15 protein-coding genes are annotated in these 15,514 nt (G+C 61.0%); 3 read left to right on the top strand and 12 right to left on the bottom strand.

The window, feature by feature from the left end; translation table 11 throughout:
• Positions 1-10: 10 nt before the first annotated feature.
• The gene (locus tag JN524_RS12380) at positions 11-1,570 is read right to left on the bottom strand and encodes an AmpG family muropeptide MFS transporter (protein ID WP_202369517.1); all 1,560 of its coding nucleotides are present in this window, start codon (positions 1,568-1,570) and stop codon (positions 11-13) included.
• A gap of 43 nt (positions 1,571-1,613) precedes the next feature.
• The gene (locus tag JN524_RS12375; protein ID WP_202369516.1) at positions 1,614-1,967 is read right to left on the bottom strand and encodes an MGMT family protein; all 354 of its coding nucleotides are present in this window, start codon (positions 1,965-1,967) and stop codon (positions 1,614-1,616) included.
• A gap of 165 nt (positions 1,968-2,132) precedes the next feature.
• Here JN524_RS12375 and JN524_RS12370 point away from each other — a divergent pair, with 165 nt between their 5' ends.
• The gene (locus JN524_RS12370) at positions 2,133-3,140 is read left to right on the top strand and encodes a DUF481 domain-containing protein (protein WP_007961919.1); all 1,008 of its coding nucleotides are present in this window, start codon (positions 2,133-2,135) and stop codon (positions 3,138-3,140) included.
• A gap of 117 nt (positions 3,141-3,257) precedes the next feature.
• Here the strand turns inward: JN524_RS12370 and JN524_RS12365 are convergent, their stop codons facing one another.
• Positions 3,258-3,467 carry a cold-shock protein gene (locus tag JN524_RS12365; protein WP_002554837.1) on the bottom strand — a complete coding sequence of 70 codons (210 nt, stop codon included), beginning with the start codon at positions 3,465-3,467 and terminating at the stop codon, positions 3,258-3,260.
• Between the two features lie 353 nt (positions 3,468-3,820).
• On the opposite strand from JN524_RS12365, the gene dcd reads away from it, so the two are divergent.
• Together dcd and JN524_RS12355 are read left to right on the top strand one after the other, a co-directional pair.
• Positions 3,821-4,387: a dCTP deaminase gene (dcd, locus tag JN524_RS12360; protein ID WP_003222308.1), complete on the top strand. Its 567-nt coding sequence runs from the start codon at positions 3,821-3,823 to the stop codon at positions 4,385-4,387.
• Positions 4,388-4,489: 102 nt separating this feature from the next.
• Positions 4,490-4,699 carry a hypothetical protein gene (locus tag JN524_RS12355; RefSeq protein ID WP_202369515.1) on the top strand — a complete coding sequence of 70 codons (210 nt, stop codon included), beginning with the start codon at positions 4,490-4,492 and terminating at the stop codon, positions 4,697-4,699.
• A 46-nt stretch (positions 4,700-4,745) separates the two neighbouring features.
• On the opposite strand, the gene pdeM is transcribed toward JN524_RS12355, so the two are convergent.
• The 9 genes from pdeM to JN524_RS12310 form a co-directional block, all read right to left on the bottom strand.
• A complete protein-coding gene (pdeM, locus tag JN524_RS12350; protein ID WP_202369514.1) occupies positions 4,746-5,402 on the bottom strand; it encodes a ligase-associated DNA damage response endonuclease PdeM in 657 nt (218 codons plus the stop codon).
• A complete protein-coding gene (locus tag JN524_RS12345) occupies positions 5,399-7,888 on the bottom strand; it encodes a ligase-associated DNA damage response DEXH box helicase (RefSeq protein WP_202369513.1) in 2,490 nt (829 codons plus the stop codon). Before JN524_RS12345 ends, pdeM begins: the two co-directional genes overlap by 4 nt.
• 172 nt (positions 7,889-8,060) lie before the next feature.
• The gene (locus tag JN524_RS12340; RefSeq protein WP_003222314.1) at positions 8,061-8,825 is read right to left on the bottom strand and encodes an ABC transporter ATP-binding protein; all 765 of its coding nucleotides are present in this window, start codon (positions 8,823-8,825) and stop codon (positions 8,061-8,063) included.
• Between the two features lie 13 nt (positions 8,826-8,838).
• Positions 8,839-9,957 carry a succinylglutamate desuccinylase/aspartoacylase family protein gene (locus JN524_RS12335; RefSeq protein WP_202369512.1) on the bottom strand — a complete coding sequence of 373 codons (1,119 nt, stop codon included), beginning with the start codon at positions 9,955-9,957 and terminating at the stop codon, positions 8,839-8,841.
• A gap of 11 nt (positions 9,958-9,968) precedes the next feature.
• Entirely contained in the window at positions 9,969-10,679 is a 711-nt protein-coding gene (locus JN524_RS12330; RefSeq protein WP_097086541.1) for an ABC transporter permease, read from the bottom strand.
• Positions 10,676-11,404: an ABC transporter permease gene (locus tag JN524_RS12325; protein ID WP_003222319.1), complete on the bottom strand. Its 729-nt coding sequence runs from the start codon at positions 11,402-11,404 to the stop codon at positions 10,676-10,678. The genes JN524_RS12330 and JN524_RS12325 overlap by 4 nt, the downstream gene beginning before the upstream one ends.
• A 57-nt stretch (positions 11,405-11,461) precedes the next feature.
• Positions 11,462-12,244 carry a transporter substrate-binding domain-containing protein gene (locus JN524_RS12320; RefSeq protein WP_003222321.1) on the bottom strand — a complete coding sequence of 261 codons (783 nt, stop codon included), beginning with the start codon at positions 12,242-12,244 and terminating at the stop codon, positions 11,462-11,464.
• Between the two features lie 422 nt (positions 12,245-12,666).
• Positions 12,667-14,355, bottom strand: a complete 1,689-nt coding sequence (locus JN524_RS12315) for an ATP-dependent DNA ligase (protein ID WP_202369511.1) — start codon at positions 14,353-14,355, stop codon at positions 12,667-12,669.
• Entirely contained in the window at positions 14,352-15,386 is a 1,035-nt protein-coding gene (locus tag JN524_RS12310) for a ligase-associated DNA damage response exonuclease (protein ID WP_097086545.1), read from the bottom strand. Before JN524_RS12310 ends, JN524_RS12315 begins: the two co-directional genes overlap by 4 nt.
• Positions 15,387-15,514 lie beyond the last annotated feature (128 nt).

The following is a 15,514-nucleotide window of genomic DNA, read 5'->3' as shown; positions in this document are numbered from 1 at the left end:
CTGAATTGTCCTACGACTCTTCGACCACGCTGGTCGGCACAGGCTCGGGCGTTGGTGTCGGGCCTTCGCGGCGGTTTTCCTGAAACCAGTGCAGGGCGATCAGCACCAGGGTCGGCACGCCGAGCAGCGCCGTGATCATGAAGAAGTTGTGGTAGCCGACCTTCTCGACCATTACCCCGGAATAACCGCCGATCAGGCGCGGCAGCAACAGCATGATCGAGCTGAGCAGGGCGTACTGGGTGGCCGAGAACTTCAGGTTGGTCAGGCTCGACAGGTAGGCGACGAAGGCCGAGGTCGCAAGCCCTGAACTGAAGTTGTCGAGCGAAATGGTGACCACCAGCATCTTCAGGTTCGGCCCCATGTCGGCGAGCATCACGAACAGCAGGTTGGTTGCCGCCGAAGCCGCGCCACCGATGAACAGGATCGGCAGGATACCGAAGCGCACGATCAGCAGACCACCCATGCCGGCGCCGACCAGGGTCATGATCAGGCCAAAGATCTTGCTGACGCTGGCAATCTGATCCTTGGTGAAGCCCTGGTCGATGTAGAACACGTTGGCCATCACGCCCATCACCGTGTCGGACATCCGGTAAGTGGCGATCAGCCCGAGCAACAGCAACGCCTGCCAGCGGTAGCGCAGGATGAAGTCGTTGACCGGGGTCAGCACCGGCGCCAGGCCGCGACGGCCCATGGTCGACAGGCACAGGCCGGTGAGCAGGGTGTAGAGGATGGCGCGCAGGAAGGCGCGGTCTTCGAGCAACAGGTCGAGCGGGCTCATATTGCCGAACAGCACGCCGGCGAAATCGGTGTTGTAGAGCTGGGTGAACATCGCCGGAACCGACACCAGCAACACGATCAGCACGAATACCGAGGCCAGTTGATGCCCGAAACTGTAGCGGCCGGCCTGCAGTTGCGTGCGCAGTGGCACCGGCGGCTCGCGCATCAGCAGCGAAGTCAGCAGGGCAGGGACCATCAACACGCCGAACAGGGCGTAGGTGCCGGTCCAGGCCGAATGTTGATAGTTGAAGCCGGTGGAGCCGAAGCCTTCGGCGAAGAACAGTGCGCCCGCCGTGGCCAACAGGGCGGCGACGCGATAGCCGGACATGTAACTGGCCGCCAGCGCAGCCTGCCGGCTGTCGTCGGCGATTTCCAGGCGATAGGCGTCGACCGCGATGTCTTGGGTGGCGGAGGCGAAAGCGACGATAACGGCAATCGCAATCAGCCAGGACAGGTGTTTCTGCGGGTCACAGAAGCCCATGCCGATCAGGCCCAGAATCACCAGGGTTTGCGAGAGCACCAGCCACGAACGGCGGCGGCCCAGCTTGCCCAATAAAGGCAGGCGCCATTGGTCGAGCAGCGGGGACCAGACCCATTTGAAGGCGTAGGCCAGGCCGATCAGGCTGGCGTAGCCGATGGTTTCACGGGCAACGCCGGCCTCACGCAGCCAGACGGAAAGCGTCGAAAACACCAGCATGTACGGCAGGCCGGCAGCAAAACCGAGCAACAACAGCACGAGCGTCGAGGGACTGGCATAGGCGGCGAGCGCGGCGCGCCAGGTTTTACGGGGCATGGGCTGAAGTCTGCCTCAAGATTGCGAAAACAAAGCGCGCACTCTAACCGCTGTGCTCTACCGGACGCCAGCCATGGCGCTGAATATCCACACGATTGTTCAGGACGGTGACGCCTTCAGAGCGTAATCGTGCCCGTTGTTCTTCCCCCGAGGGGCTGCCCAGCGGCAGACTGATCCGACCGCCGGCACCCAGTACCCGGTGCCACGGCAGTTTGGTATCGCCGGGTAATTGGCTCAAGGTCCGACCGACCCAGCGGGCGGCGCGCCCCAGCCCTGCGAGTTCAGCCAACTGACCATAGCTGACCACCTTGCCTTCAGGTACTTGAGCAAGGGTCGAATAAAGCGCCGTGCGTCGGATTTGCGCCTCGCTTTCATCGGGATGGTTCGGCTCTTTCACCTGCGCGATTCCTGAATATCAGTCGTGTGGATGGGCTTAAGCGTAATCGCTCGTTGGCCAGATGAGAAATGAACTCAATGGAAATCGCCCGGTCAGTCCTTGTCAGGGTCTTATTCCCACGGATAATGCCGACCTTTTTCGCAAACTTGAGCCCTCGATCCGCTTATGTTGTCCAGAACCTTGCTGTGCCTTGCTGTTTTCAGTGCCTCCACGCCGCTGCTTGCCGATACCGTCTGGTTGAAGAACGGTGACAAGTTGAGCGGCAAGATTTCCGTTTTCGATGGCGGCAAATTGCTGATCCAGACCCAGTATGCGGGTGCGGTCAGCATCGACTGGAAAGAGGTCAAGACCCTGCAGAGTGATCAGGAACTGCTGGTCAAACAGGACGCCTACAACGGTGAAAAAGCCAAGTCGCTGACCGCTGCCGATGACGGCAAGGTCACCCTGGCCAACGGCGAGGCACCGAAGACCGTCGAGCTGGCGAGCATTCAGCAAATTCTCAAGCCGAAACCGGTGGTCGAGGATCTGGTGTGGAAGGGTAACGTTGGCCTCGCGCTGGATTATCAGCGTGCGGAAAAGGACACCGACGACTACGACATCGACTTCAAGACCACCGCGCGTCATGGCCGCTGGCGGCACACCGCCGAGGGCGAATACAACCGCGAAGTGCAGGACGAGCAGGTCACCACCAATAACTGGCGCGCCGAATACGCACTTGACCGCTTCCTCACCGACAAATGGTTCTGGCAGGGCCGCCTGAACTACAAGCGCGACTACGTTGAAGAGCTGTCGCGTCAGCGTGTGGTCGGTACCGGTCCGGGTTACCAGTTCTGGGACGACGAGCTGGGCGCGTTCTCGCTCGGTTCGCTGCTCAACCGCACCGATTACGAGTACAGCGATGGCGGCAAGGACAACTTCTATTCGGTCGCCATGAAGTGGGATTACAATCGCTACCTGATCGGCAAGAAAGTCGAGTTCTTCACCAATGGCGAACTGGGCAAGCCGCTGTCTGACGTAGCCAACTACGCGCTGGATGCCGAGATGGGCCTGCGCTACAAGGTCACCGACTGGGCCTCGCTCAACCTCAAGGCTGAGCGCGACATCATCAGTGGTACCAAGGATGCAGATTTGAACAAGACCCGCTACACCGCAGGGTTTGGTGTGGCCTGGTAAGGCAAGTCGAAAAAAAAAGCAGCCGTGAGGGCTGCTTTTTTTGTGGCCGTTAAAAAACACACGCCCACAAAAAAGCCCCGCTTTGAGGGCGGGGCTCTTTTCTAAAGAAGCTACAAGTTAGATAACTTGTACTTCTTCAGCTTGCATGCCTTTCTGACCGCGGGTAGCGATGAAAGAAACCTGTTGGCCTTCTTTCAGGCTTTTGAAGCCGTCGGATTGGATAGCTTTGAAGTGAACGAACAGGTCGTCACCGGATTGTGGAGTGATGAAGCCGAAGCCTTTTTCATCGTTGAACCACTTAACGGTACCGGTTTGGCGATTAGACATGGTGTAACTCCTTGAACAAAGATAACTGCGACTCAGGAAGAACCCTGGCCGAGACTGAGTGCAAAGAGCAGGAAAAATTCTTGTAGATGGTTGGATCGAAATTCAACATATCGTGTAGAGATTCTCAGTGACACAAGCAACACAGTGGCGCCACCTTAACCCTTTTTCCGGAACGTGCCAATGTTTCTTGCGAAGGTTTCTCTGTTTTAGGGATCGACGGTGTGACGGTTCGTCGCCAGAGCCTGTATTTCCAGGGTGTTCGGCGAGAATTTCAGCGCGGACTTTGAACCCGGCGGCGCGCCCGGTAAGATGCCGGACAGATTTTTTCCACCTCGCTATTCAGGACACCCGCCATGAGCATCAAATCGGACAAGTGGATTCGCCGCATGGCGCAGGAACACGGCATGATCGAGCCTTTCGTCGAGCGCCAGGTGCGCGGCAGCGACGACAGCCGTGTGATTTCCTACGGTGTGTCGAGCTACGGCTACGATGTGCGCTGCACCAACCATTTCAAGGTGTTCACCAACATCAATTCGGCGATCGTCGATCCGAAAAACTTCGACGCCGGCAGCTTTGTCGACATCCACAGCGACGTCTGCATCATCCCGCCGAACTCCTTCGCCCTGGCCAGCACCGTCGAATACTTCCGCATTCCGCGCAATGTATTGACCATCTGCCTGGGTAAAAGCACCTACGCGCGTTGCGGCATCATCGTCAACGTCACCCCGCTCGAGCCTGAGTGGGAAGGCCACGTGACCCTGGAATTCTCCAACACCACCAACCTGCCGGCGAAAATCTACGCCAACGAAGGCGTGGCGCAGATGCTGTTCCTCGAATCCGACGAGCAATGCGAAGTTTCGTACAAGGATCGCGGCGGCAAATATCAGGGCCAGCGTGGCGTGACCCTGCCGCGTACCTGATCCATCCGGCAGTTCGCGGGAATTCTTTGGCGGGCAGACACTCTATGGGGTGTACTGCCCGTTTTTGCTTCTGGCAAAGCGGGCCTTCGCCGAGGAGGTTGCATGAAGATCGATCCGCATATCACCGCCCAACTGGCAAGGCTTGAGCCCAATCAGGTTGGCGTTTTGGCCTGGTCGCTGCTGGCACACCCGTCTATTCAGATGGCCGGCGGGATTCCCGGTCAGCCTGATCCCGATACCCCCAACGAACAACCGACCGAACCGGGCGAGCCGACGCTGCCGGACGAGCCACCACCCGCGCCAGTGGCCTGAGTCGCTACTCCATGAATGGCCAGTCGGCTGAGGTTTGCCCAAGACCTCAACTGACGGGCCATATTTCGTTGTCGCCGATGACGAAAATCCTGCAATGAGCGTCTTTCTCGACCTGATAACCACCGGTAAAGGCACCAAAGGCCGGCAGCAGGCTCAATCGCTCACCCATTCGGAAACACGCCAGGCGCAAACTCTGTCGCCCTTTGCCATTAAGCCGGTAGACCGGATGCACATGCCCGGCCAGCACATGCCGTTCGGGATGCGGATCAGGTTCGTGTTGCAGGGCAAACGGCCCGAGCAGCATCGGCTCCGGAACCACGCGGATATTCAGCGCCGCCGGTGGATCCCCGGCACGTTTGTCGTGGTTGCCGCGAATCAGCGTCATCGGCAGATCGGCATGACGTGCGCGCCATTCGGCCAAGGCATTCAGCGTACCCGCCGCATGCGAACCGGGGCCGTGCAGAAAATCACCGAGGAAAATCAGCTGCCGACAGGGCAGTCTGGCCAGCAAGCGCTCGAGCACTTCGATATTCGCCGTCGTGGTGCCTTGTGGCACCGGCTGGCCGAGGCTGCGATAGGCCGCGGCCTTGCCGAAATGCACATCGGCGATCAGCAGTGCTTGCTGCGCCGGCCAGTACAGGGCCTTTTCCGGCAGCAGCCAGAGTTCTTCACCGGCCAGGCGCACTGGATACGCTGCACTCATGAGGCTTGACCCTTGTCGGCGGATTTCTCCAGATCGCCGACCATGCGCCGGATGCGGTCAGCGAGTTTTTCCGAACTCATGCTTTCGCGCATGCGCTCCACCAGCAACGGAAAGCCTAACGGTGTAGGACGTTTGATCAGGTGCATGTCCAGTTTCATCCGGTTGATCCGCTCCAATGTCTGTTCCAGACGACGAATATCCAGTTCTTCGCGCAGGACTTCTTCCCCGGCCTGGGCCAGCAGCAGGTTGTCAGCGTCGTATTGTTTGAACACTTCGAAGAACAATCCGCTGGAAGCCTGTACCTGGCGGGTACTTTTCGGCGCGCCGGGATAGCCGGCGAACACCAGCCCGGCGATCCGCGCGATCTCGCGAAAGCGCCGCAACGCCAACTCCCCGGCATTGAGGCTGGCCAGCACGTCGCGTAGCAGATGCTCGGGGCTGAGCAGTGCCGTATCGAATTGCTCGAACCAATCGACCGGCGTGGCGCTGAGCAACTCCAGCCCGTAATCATTCACCGCAATCGAGAACGTCAGTGGCTGGCGCTGACTCACGCGCCAAGCCAACAGGCTGGCGAGCCCCAGATGCACCTGGCGCCCGGCAAACGGATAAAGGAAAAGGTGCCAGCCTTCACGGGATTTCAGCGCTTCGGCCAACAGACAGTCGGAGGTGGGCAGACCCGACCAGCGCGCCTGGGTTTGCAGCAACGGTTGCAGCGCCTGCATTTCCGGGCCGGCGAACTCACCGCGCGCTGCCGCCGTGAAGCGGCTGACCACAGCGGCGGCCAATTCGTTGGAAAGCGGCATCCGCCCGCCATTCCAGCGCGGCACGGCGGCTTTTTTCGCGGTGCTGCGTTTGACGTACGCGGTCATGTTCTCCACCCGCACCAACTCCAGCAGGCGCCCGGCAAAGAGAAAGCCGTCGCCCGGTTTCAGCCGCGCGATAAAGCCTTCCTCGACACTGCCCAACTGCTTGCCGCCGCCACCCTTGCTCCAGAATTTCAGGTTGATGCTGGCGTCGCTGACGATGGTGCCGATGCTCATGCGATGACGGCGTGCCAATCGTGCATCGGGTACCCGCCAGACACCGTGTTCGTCCGGTTCGACCCGGCGGTAATCCGGATAGGCTGTCAGCGACATCCCGCCGTGACGTACGAAAGCCAGCGCCCAGGCCCAATCCGCCGGCGTGAGGTCGCGATAGGCCCAGGCACCACGGACTTCTTCGTACAGCTCTTCGGGAATAAAGCCACCGCCCAGCGCCATGCTGACCAGATGCTGCACCAGCACATCCAGCGGTTTGTGCGGCGACAAACGTGGTTCGATGAGTCGTTGCGCCACGGCGTCGCCTGCGGCGGCGGCTTCGATCAGTTCCAGGCTGTGAGTCGGCACCAGCGTCACTCGCGAGGTGCGCCCCGGCGCGTGACCGGAGCGCCCGGCGCGTTGCATCAGCCGCGCCACGCCTTTCGCCGAGCCGATTTGCAGCACCCGTTCCACTGGTAAAAAGTCCACGCCCAGATCCAGGCTCGACGTGCAGACCACGGTTTTCAGCTTGCCGTCCTTCAACGCTTGCTCGACCCAGTCGCGGGTCTCGCGGGACAGTGAACTGTGGTGCAGCGCGATCAGCCCGGCCCAGTCCGGCCGCGCTTCGAGCAACGCCTGATACCAGATTTCCGACTGCGCGCGGGTGTTGGTGAAGACCAGGCTGCTGGCGCAGGCGTCCAGTTCGGCAACAACCTGCGGCAGCATCTTCAGACCGATGTGCCCGGCCCACGGAAAACGCTCGATGGCCGGTGGGATCAAGGTGTTGACCTTGAGTGATTTTTCGCTCTGGCCTTGCACGCTGATGCCGCCACCCTGTGGGATCAGCACCTGTTCGGCGTGGGCTTGATTGCCGAGGGTGGCGGACACGCCCCAGACGATCAGCTCGGGTTGCCAATGGCGCAGACGGGCGAGGGCCAGTTGCAGTTGTACGCCGCGTTTGTTGCCGAGCAGTTCGTGCCATTCATCGACAACGATCATCCGCAGGCTCGACAACGCAGTCCTGGCGTCGGCACGGGCGAGCAGCAGGGTCAGGCTTTCCGGGGTGGTGATCAGCGTTGTCGGCAGGCGTCGGCCCTGACGCGCGCGTTCGGCGCTGCTGGTGTCGCCGGTGCGCAGACCGATGCTCCACGGAATCTGCAAATCGCTGACCGGCGCTTGCAAGGCGCGCGCGGTGTCGGCGGCGAGGGCGCGCATCGGCGTGATCCACAGCACGGTCAACGGTTCGGCTGGCGCTTTGCGTTTTTTGCTGTCTGCAACGCTGGGTTTGATGCGGGCGAAGCGGTTGAGCGCGGCGAACCACACCGCATAGGTTTTACCGGCGCCGGTGCTGGCATGGAGCAACCCCGACTGACCTTGTTTGACGGCGGCCCACACCTGCTTTTGAAAGGCGAACGGCTTCCAGTTGCGTGCGCTGAACCAGAGTTTTGCGAAGTCGGTGGAGGTCGGCATACCGTTGGCGTGCGCTCTGAAAGTGTTCCTTCAGTGACCGCGCCGACTGGCGAAAGGTTTAATCACGCCGCAATCCCCGCGTAGGAGCTGCCTCAGGCTGCGATCTTTTGATCTTGAAAGGCAACATCAAAAGATCGCAGCCTGCGGCAGCTCCTACACAGGGGATCCGGGGTTACTTGAGGTTCCCGCTGAGGAACTGCTTCAGCCGTTCGCTCTTCGGGTTGCCCAGCACGTCTTCCGGCGCGCCTTCTTCTTCCACGAGCCCTTGATGCAGAAACAACACCTGGCTGGAGACCTTCCGGGCGAAGCTCATTTCATGGGTCACCATGATCATTGTCCGACCTTCTTCAGCCAGACCCTGAATCACCCGCAGCACCTCACCCACCAACTCCGGGTCGAGCGCCGAGGTCGGTTCGTCGAACAGCATCACTTCCGGCTCCATCGCCAGCGCCCGGGCAATCGCCACCCGCTGTTGCTGGCCGCCAGAGAGAAACGCCGGATACTGATCGGCCACCCGCGCCGGCAGGCCGACCTTGTCCAGGTAGCGGCGGGCGCGGTCTTCAGCTTCCTGCTTGCTGCAACCCAGCACCCGGCGCGGGGCCATGGTGATGTTTTCCAGCACGGTCATGTGGCTCCACAGGTTGAAGTGCTGGAACACCATCGCCAGTCGCGTGCGCAGGCGTTGCAGTTCATTCGGGTCGGCGACGTGCATGCCGTGGCGGTCGGTGACCATGCGGATCGCCTGGCCATCGAGGCTCATGGCGCCATCGTTGGGTTGTTCGAGGAAGTTGATGCAGCGCAAAAAGGTGCTTTTGCCCGAGCCGCTGGCGCCGATCAGGCTGATCACGTCGCCGGTTTTGGCCTTGAGCGAAACGCCTTTGAGTACCTGATGGTCGCCATAGCTTTTGTGCAGACCTTCAACAGTCAATTTGTACATGGGACAGAGATCCTCAAGGCGAAAGTAGGTAGCCGCTGCGATAGGCTTCGGCGCCCGCCACGTGTGCGATCACCATGCCGGCAGTAGCCATGCGCCGCAGCGAGCGGGCGTACAGCAGGCCGGCGGCAGTGCAATGAATGGGGGTGACCCGGTCGTGGATCGGGTCGATGATTTCGGCAATCTGTTGCCCGGCTTGCAGGTATTGCCCGGCCGTGGCGGTGTACACCAGCAAGCCGCCCACCGGCGTGGTCACCGGTTCGACGCCGGCCAGCGGTGTGGCGGGGAACGGCAGGGGTGGCTGCGGCTTGGTCTCGCCGACGATCGCATCGAACTGGATCAGGTAATCGATCAAGGCCTGGCAGTCACGACTGGCCATTGGGTGATTCACGTCACCCTGGCCGCGCAATTCCACGGTCACCGAAAAGCTGCCCAGCGGAATCTCGAAGTGTTCGCCAAAGCGCTCCTGCAGTTGCCACCACAACAGGGTGAAGCATTCGTCGAATGACTGGCCGCCGGAATCGGTGGCCAGCAGACTGGCCTGGGCTTCGATGTAACGCGCCAGCGGCTCGACCTGCGGCCACGCTTCGGGCGTGGTGTAGAGATGAACCACGGATTCGAAATCGCAGTGCAGATCCAGCACCATGTCGGCGTCGCACGCTAGCCGTTGCAAGGTCAGGCGCTGGGATTGCAGTTGTGTGCCGGGCGTTTGACGGGCGAGGGCGTTGCGCAGGCTGGTGCGGATCAGCTCAAGGTTGCGCTGCGGGTCGTCGCCCAGCTTGCCCTCGATGTCGTTGCCGATTTCTTCGCTGAGGTCGACGAACCAGCGATTGAAGTTCTGCCCGCTCTCCATCTCGTAGCGGCCCAGCGGCACGTCCATCAGCACTTGTTCGAGGCCGACCGGGTTGGCCACCGGCACCAGCACAATCTGGCTGCGCAGGCGCCCGGCGGCTTCCAGCTCCGCCAGTCGCTGCTTGAGGTGCCAGGCCACGAGCATGCCGGGCATTTCGTCGGCATGCAGCGAGGACTGGATGTAGATCTTGCCTTGGGCCTGCTCCGGGCCGAAGTGGAAGCTGTGGATCTGTCGTGCGGTCCCCGGCACCGGGGCCAACAGGTCATGGATCTGGTGTCGCATTACAGGTTTTCCTAGTGGGTCGGCCCGAGGAATGCCAGCCATCGGCGTTCGGCGAGGCGGAACAGGCCGACCAGCGCGAAGGTGATGGTCAGGTAGATCAGCGCGGCGATGCCGAACGACTGGAAGGTCAGGTAGGTCGCCGAGTTGGCGTCCCGCGCAACTTTCAGGATGTCGGGGATGGTCGCGGTGAAGGCCACGGTGGTCGAGTGCAGCATCAGGATCACTTCGTTGCTGTAATACGGCAACGAGCGACGCAGCGCCGACGGCATGATCACGTAGGCGTACAGCTTCCAGCCGGTCAGTCCGTAGGCCTTGGCCGCTTCGACTTCGCCATGGTTCATGCTGCGGATCGCCCCGGCGAAAATCTCCGTGGTGTAGGCGCAGGTGTTCAGGGCGAACGCGAGGATCGTGCAGTTCATCGCATCGCGAAAGAAACTGTCGAGCAACGGCTGCGCGCGCACGGCGGCCAGGCTGTAGATCCCGGTGTAGCAGATCAGCAACTGGATGTAGAGCGGCGTGCCACGGAACAGGTAGGTGTAGAACTGCACCGGCCAGCGCACATAGAAGTGCGAGGACACTCGGGCGATCGACAACGGGATCGACACCAGAAAACCGATGAAAATCGAGGCGCTGAGCAGCCACAGGGTCATCGCCAGACCGGTGATGTTGGTGCCGTCGGTATAAAGGAAGGGTTTCCAGTATTCCTGCAGGAGTTCGATCATCGTACGGCCTCCCGGGCACCGGCGGCGTAGCGACGCTCGAGCCAGCGCAGGATGACGTTGGATGCACTGGTGATCAGCAGATAGATCAAGGCGGCGAGTACCAGGAAGTAGAACAGTTGATAGGTGCTTTTACCGGCGTCCTGCGCGGCTTTGACCAGATCGGCCAAGCCGATGATCGACACCAGCGCGGTGGCCTTGAGCATCACCATCCAGTTGTTGCCGATGCCCGGCAAGGCGAAGCGCATCATTTGCGGGAACACCACGAAGCGAAAACGCTGGCCACGCTTGAGGCCGTAGGCGGTGGCCGCTTCGACCTGACCGCGTGGTACGGCGAGGATTGCCCCACGGAAGGTTTCGGTGAAATACGCGCCATAGATGAAGCCCAGGGTGATCACCCCGGCGGTAAAGGAGTCGATTTCGATGTAGTCCCACTCCATGACGTCGGTCAGGGCGGTCAGCCAGGTTTGCAGGCTGTAGAAAATCAACAGCATCAGCACCAGATCCGGCACCCCGCGAATCAGCGTGGTGTAGAGCTGGGCAGGCAGGCGCAACAGTTTGGATTTCGACAGTTTGGCACTGGCGCCCAAGAGACCGAGCAACACGGCCACCAGCAGCGACAACGCGGACAATTTGATGGTCATCCAGGTGCCTTCCAACAGCAACGGACCGAAGCCCTTGAGGCTGAAGGCGGAGAGCCCCAGATTTTGTAAGAGGTTTTCGAACATAAATCAGCAACCTGAGCGGATGGAAAAGGCGCCCATCGAACGATGGGCGCCAGGGCATTATTTACCGCTGTACAGATTCAGATCGCCAAAGTGTTTCTTTTGAATCTCGGCGTATTTGCCGTCATCGTGTAACGCTTTGATACCTTTATCTAAAAGCGCCTTCAGCTCTTTGTTACCTTTCTTAATACCGACAGCGGTTTTGGCTGGCAGCAATTCGCTGTCGACCGGCTTGCTGACTTCGTAGTTGGCGCCATCCGGCGACTTCAAAAAGCCCAGTTCGGCTTGCAGCATGTCCTGGATCGAGGCGTCGAGACGGCCGTTTTTCAGGTCGGCGTAGACCTGATCCTGGTTGGCGTAAGCCTGGATTTTTACCCCGGCCTTCTCCAATACGGCCTTGGCGTAGGCTTCCTGGATGGTGCCTTGCTCGTAACCGACGGACTTGCCCTTGAGGGAAGCGACGTCATCGCTAAGGCCGGAGCCCTTCTTGAACACGTAGGAAGTCGGGCCGGAGAACAGCTCGCTGGAGAAGTCGATCGCCTTTTCACGGGCCGGGGTCACGGTCATCGACGAGATCACACCGTCGAATTTGTTGGCGTTGAGGCCCGGAATCATGCCGTCGAAGTCACTTTCAACCCATTTGCACTTGACCTTCAGCTCGGCGCAGATCGCGTTGCCCAGGTCGATGTCGAAGCCCACCAGGCTGCCGTCGGCCGCTTTCGACTCGAACGGTGCGTAGGAAGGATCAACGCCAAAACGCAGCTCTTTGTATTCCTTGGCCAGCGCGGAGCCGGCAGCCATGCACAACGCCAGTGCAGAAAGGGTCAGCAATGCTTTTTTCATTATTCAATCCCTAAGAACCAATATGAGCGCTTGTGGCGCAGAATTATTGTTACTGGAACGCGTACGACCTATAGAAAGTAGCAATTTCCGAACCAGAGTCCCGAACAAGTGTTTTAAAAGGTTGGAGAGGGGAGCGCTGAGAGGGATTGGTGCACGGGAATGGGCGCGGGGAATGAGCTGCACCAAGTTGGGTCGATGCATGCATTTTTCTGTGGTTGAGAGGACCAGAGGTGAGGGATCTTGTGGTGAGGGGATTTATCCCCGATCGGCTGCGCAGCAGCCGCAAATCCGGTACACGCGGTTTGCTGAAATAACACTGGGGGCCGCTTCGCAGCCCATCGGGGATAAATCCCCTCACCACAAGATCCCTCACCACAGGGAATTCATTCAGGATGATTGGAGGTTTGTCCCCGGAAACCGGGTCAGGCCAGCAAATCCTGCAACGTTGCCAGGCTATCGGCCTCATCCACCGTCTTGTCCTGCCGCCAGCGCAGCATCCTTGGAAAACGCACGGCAATCCCGCTCTTGTGCCGTCGCGACAGGGCGATGCCTTCGAAACCCAGTTCGAACACCAGACTCGGCTTGACGCTGCTGACCGGGCCGAACTTTTCCACGGTGGTCTTGCGCACGATGCTGTCGACCTGGCGCATTTCCTCGTCGGTCAGCCCCGAATAGGCCTTGGCAAACGGCACCAGCGCTCGCTGACTGGACTCGGGCGGGCCATCCCACACGGCGAAGGTGTAATCGCTGTATAGACTGGCGCGCCGGCCATGTCCGCGTTGGGCATAGATCAAAACCGCATCGACGCTGAACGGATCGACCTTCCACTTCCACCACACGCCCATGTCCTTGGTCCGGCCTACGCCATACAGGGCGTCGCGGGCCTTGAGCATCATGCCCTCGACACCGAGGCGCCGTGAGGCTTCACGCTGTCGGGCGAGATCGAACCAGTCGCTGCCGGTCAGAATCGGCGAGGCCAGTAACACCGGGTTGTTACCGTGAGCGATCACTTGCTCCAGTTGCGCCCGCCGTTCGGCCTGTGGGCGGTTGCGCCAGTCTTCGCCCTGCCACTCCAGCAAGTCGTAGGCGAGCACCACCACCGGCACTTCTTCGAGGATTTTCTTGTCGAGGGTTTTGCGCCCGATGCGTTGCTGCAGCAGGGCAAACGGTTGCACCGCCGGCGGTGCGCTCGATTGCGGATCGAAAGCGTATTCGGTGCTCGGATGAGTGCTTTTCCAGACCACGATCTCTCCGTCGATCACCGTGCCGTCGGGTAACGCGTGGAGCAGTGTGTCGAACTCGGGAAAGCGCTCGGTGACCAGTTCTTCACCCCTCGACCAGACCCACAGCCGACCCTCGCGCTTGACCACCTGCGCGCGGATGCCATCCCACTTCCATTCCACCTGCCAGTTGCTCGCCGGCCCCAGCAGCGCTTCAAACTCCTCCACCGGTTGCGACAAGGCATGCGCGAGGAAAAACGGGTAGGGCTGGCCGCCACGTTGCGCATGTTCGTCGGCGGATTCCGGCGCGATCAGTTTCAGGTAGCTGGTCGCGTTCGGCCGGTTCGACAGGTCGGTGTAACCCACCAGGCGCTGCGCCACGCGTTTGCTGTCGAGGCCGGCCATCGACGCCAATGCGCGGGTGACCAGCAGTTTCGATACGCCGACGCGGAAGCTGCCGGTGATCAGCTTGATGCACAGCATCAGGCTCGGCCGATCCAGTTGCGCCCACAGCGCGGGCAGGTGGCGGGCGAGGTACTCCGGGGTTTCACCGCGCAGCGGCAGCAGCTTGTCTTCAATCCATTCGGCAAGACCGGCCTCGGAGCTGTGCGAATTTTCCGGCAGCACCAGGGAAATGGTTTCCGCCAGATCGCCAACGGATTGATAGCTTTCCTCGAACAACCACGGTTGCAGTCCCGAGACTTCCACCGCCAGTTCGCGCAGGATGCGCACCGGCACCAGTTGCCGCGGGCGTCCGCCGGACAGAAAGTACACCGCCCATGCCGCGTCCTGCGGTGCTGCTTGAGCGAAGTAGGTTTGCATCGCTGCCAGTTTGGCGTTGCTCGACGTGGTGGCGTCGAGTTCGGCGTACAGCTCGGCGAAAGCTTTCATGCTTGCACCTCGGCGATAACCGGCTCGGCGCCAATGTTCTCCTCTTCATCGTCGCCGTATTCGGTGTTGAAACCCTGCGCGTCCAGGCCTTGTTCGCGCAGATGGCGCACCAGCACACCGATCGAACCGTGGGTGACCATCACCCGTTCGGCGCCGGTCTGTTCGATGGCCCAGAGCAGGCCCGGCCAGTCAGCGTGATCCGAGAGCACGAAACCGCGATCCACACCGCGCCGCCGACGGGTGCCACGCAGGCGCATCCAGCCGCTGGCGAAGGCGTCGCTGTAGTCACCGAACCGGCGCATCCAGGTGCTGCCGCCTGCCGAGGGCGGGGCGATCACCAGCGCCTGACGCATGATCGGGTCGGATTTTTTGATGTCGCCGGCGTAGATCGTCGGCGGCAGGTACACGCCGGCCTCGCGGTAGACCCGGTTCAGCGGCTCGACCGCACCGTGACTGAGGATCGGGCCGAGGCTGGCGTCGATGCCGTGCAGAATCCGCTGAGCCTTGCCGAACGAGTAGCAGAACAACACGCTGGCCTTGCCGGCGGCGATGTTCGCCTGCCACCACTGGTTGATCTCGCTGAACACTTGCGCCTGTGGCTGCCAGCGGTAGATCGGCAGGCCGAAGGTCGATTCGGTGATGAAGGTATGGCAGCGCACCGGTTCGAACGGCGCGCAGGTGCCATCGGGTTCGATCTTGTAGTCCCCCGACGCGACCCAGACTTCGCCGCCGTATTCCAGACGTACCTGGGCCGAACCGAGCACATGCCCGGCGGGATGGAAACTCAAGGTCACGCCGTGATGGGTCAGCCGCTGGCCGTAGGCGAGGGTTTGCAGGTTGATGTCCTGACCCAGACGCGCACGCAAGATCCCTTCGCTGGCGCTGCTGGCAAGGTAGTGCTGATTGCCGTTACGGGCGTGATCGCCGTGGGCATGGGTGATCACCGAGCGCTCGACCGGGCGCCACGGATCAATGTAGAAATCCCCGGCAGGGCAGTACAAACCTTCGGGGCGGGCGATAACAAGGTCCATGTCGTTACCTGAATGGAGGGCTTGTTAGCTATGAGGTTGGCGCGAGTCCGGAAGTTCTATCGATTTTCAAAGCTCCCTCACCCCAGCCCTCTCCCGGAGGGAGAGGGAGCCGACCGAGGTGTCTGGCG

The organism is Pseudomonas sp. MWU318 (genome assembly GCF_016756945.1).
Lineage (GTDB): Bacteria > Pseudomonadota > Gammaproteobacteria > Pseudomonadales > Pseudomonadaceae > Aquipseudomonas > Aquipseudomonas putida_A.
The sequence above is the reverse complement of the archived record's forward strand: the minus strand, read 5'-3'. Positions and strand labels throughout refer to the sequence as shown.

What these genes read in the sequence shown, in the direction of transcription:
- JN524_RS12345 (WP_202369513.1), bottom strand. Translation starts at nt 7,888, where the DNA reads ATGCCGACCTCCACCGACTTCGCAAAACTCTGGTTCAGCGCACGCAAC.
- JN524_RS12380 (WP_202369517.1), bottom strand. Translation starts at nt 1,570, where the DNA reads ATGCCCCGTAAAACCTGGCGCGCCGCGCTCGCCGCCTATGCCAGTCCC.
- dcd (WP_003222308.1), top strand. Translation starts at nt 3,821, where the DNA reads ATGAGCATCAAATCGGACAAGTGGATTCGCCGCATGGCGCAGGAACAC.
- JN524_RS12340 (WP_003222314.1), bottom strand. Translation starts at nt 8,825, where the DNA reads ATGTACAAATTGACTGTTGAAGGTCTGCACAAAAGCTATGGCGACCAT.
- JN524_RS12325 (WP_003222319.1), bottom strand. Translation starts at nt 11,404, where the DNA reads ATGTTCGAAAACCTCTTACAAAATCTGGGGCTCTCCGCCTTCAGCCTC.
- JN524_RS12330 (WP_097086541.1), bottom strand. Translation starts at nt 10,679, where the DNA reads ATGATCGAACTCCTGCAGGAATACTGGAAACCCTTCCTTTATACCGAC.
- JN524_RS12320 (WP_003222321.1), bottom strand. Translation starts at nt 12,244, where the DNA reads ATGAAAAAAGCATTGCTGACCCTTTCTGCACTGGCGTTGTGCATGGCT.
- JN524_RS12310 (WP_097086545.1), bottom strand. Translation starts at nt 15,386, where the DNA reads ATGGACCTTGTTATCGCCCGCCCCGAAGGTTTGTACTGCCCTGCCGGG.
- JN524_RS12355 (WP_202369515.1), top strand. Translation starts at nt 4,490, where the DNA reads ATGAAGATCGATCCGCATATCACCGCCCAACTGGCAAGGCTTGAGCCC.
- JN524_RS12370 (WP_007961919.1), top strand. Translation starts at nt 2,133, where the DNA reads ATGTTGTCCAGAACCTTGCTGTGCCTTGCTGTTTTCAGTGCCTCCACG.
- JN524_RS12335 (WP_202369512.1), bottom strand. Translation starts at nt 9,957, where the DNA reads ATGCGACACCAGATCCATGACCTGTTGGCCCCGGTGCCGGGGACCGCA.
- JN524_RS12365 (WP_002554837.1), bottom strand. Translation starts at nt 3,467, where the DNA reads ATGTCTAATCGCCAAACCGGTACCGTTAAGTGGTTCAACGATGAAAAA.
- pdeM (WP_202369514.1), bottom strand. Translation starts at nt 5,402, where the DNA reads ATGAGTGCAGCGTATCCAGTGCGCCTGGCCGGTGAAGAACTCTGGCTG.
- JN524_RS12315 (WP_202369511.1), bottom strand. Translation starts at nt 14,355, where the DNA reads ATGAAAGCTTTCGCCGAGCTGTACGCCGAACTCGACGCCACCACGTCG.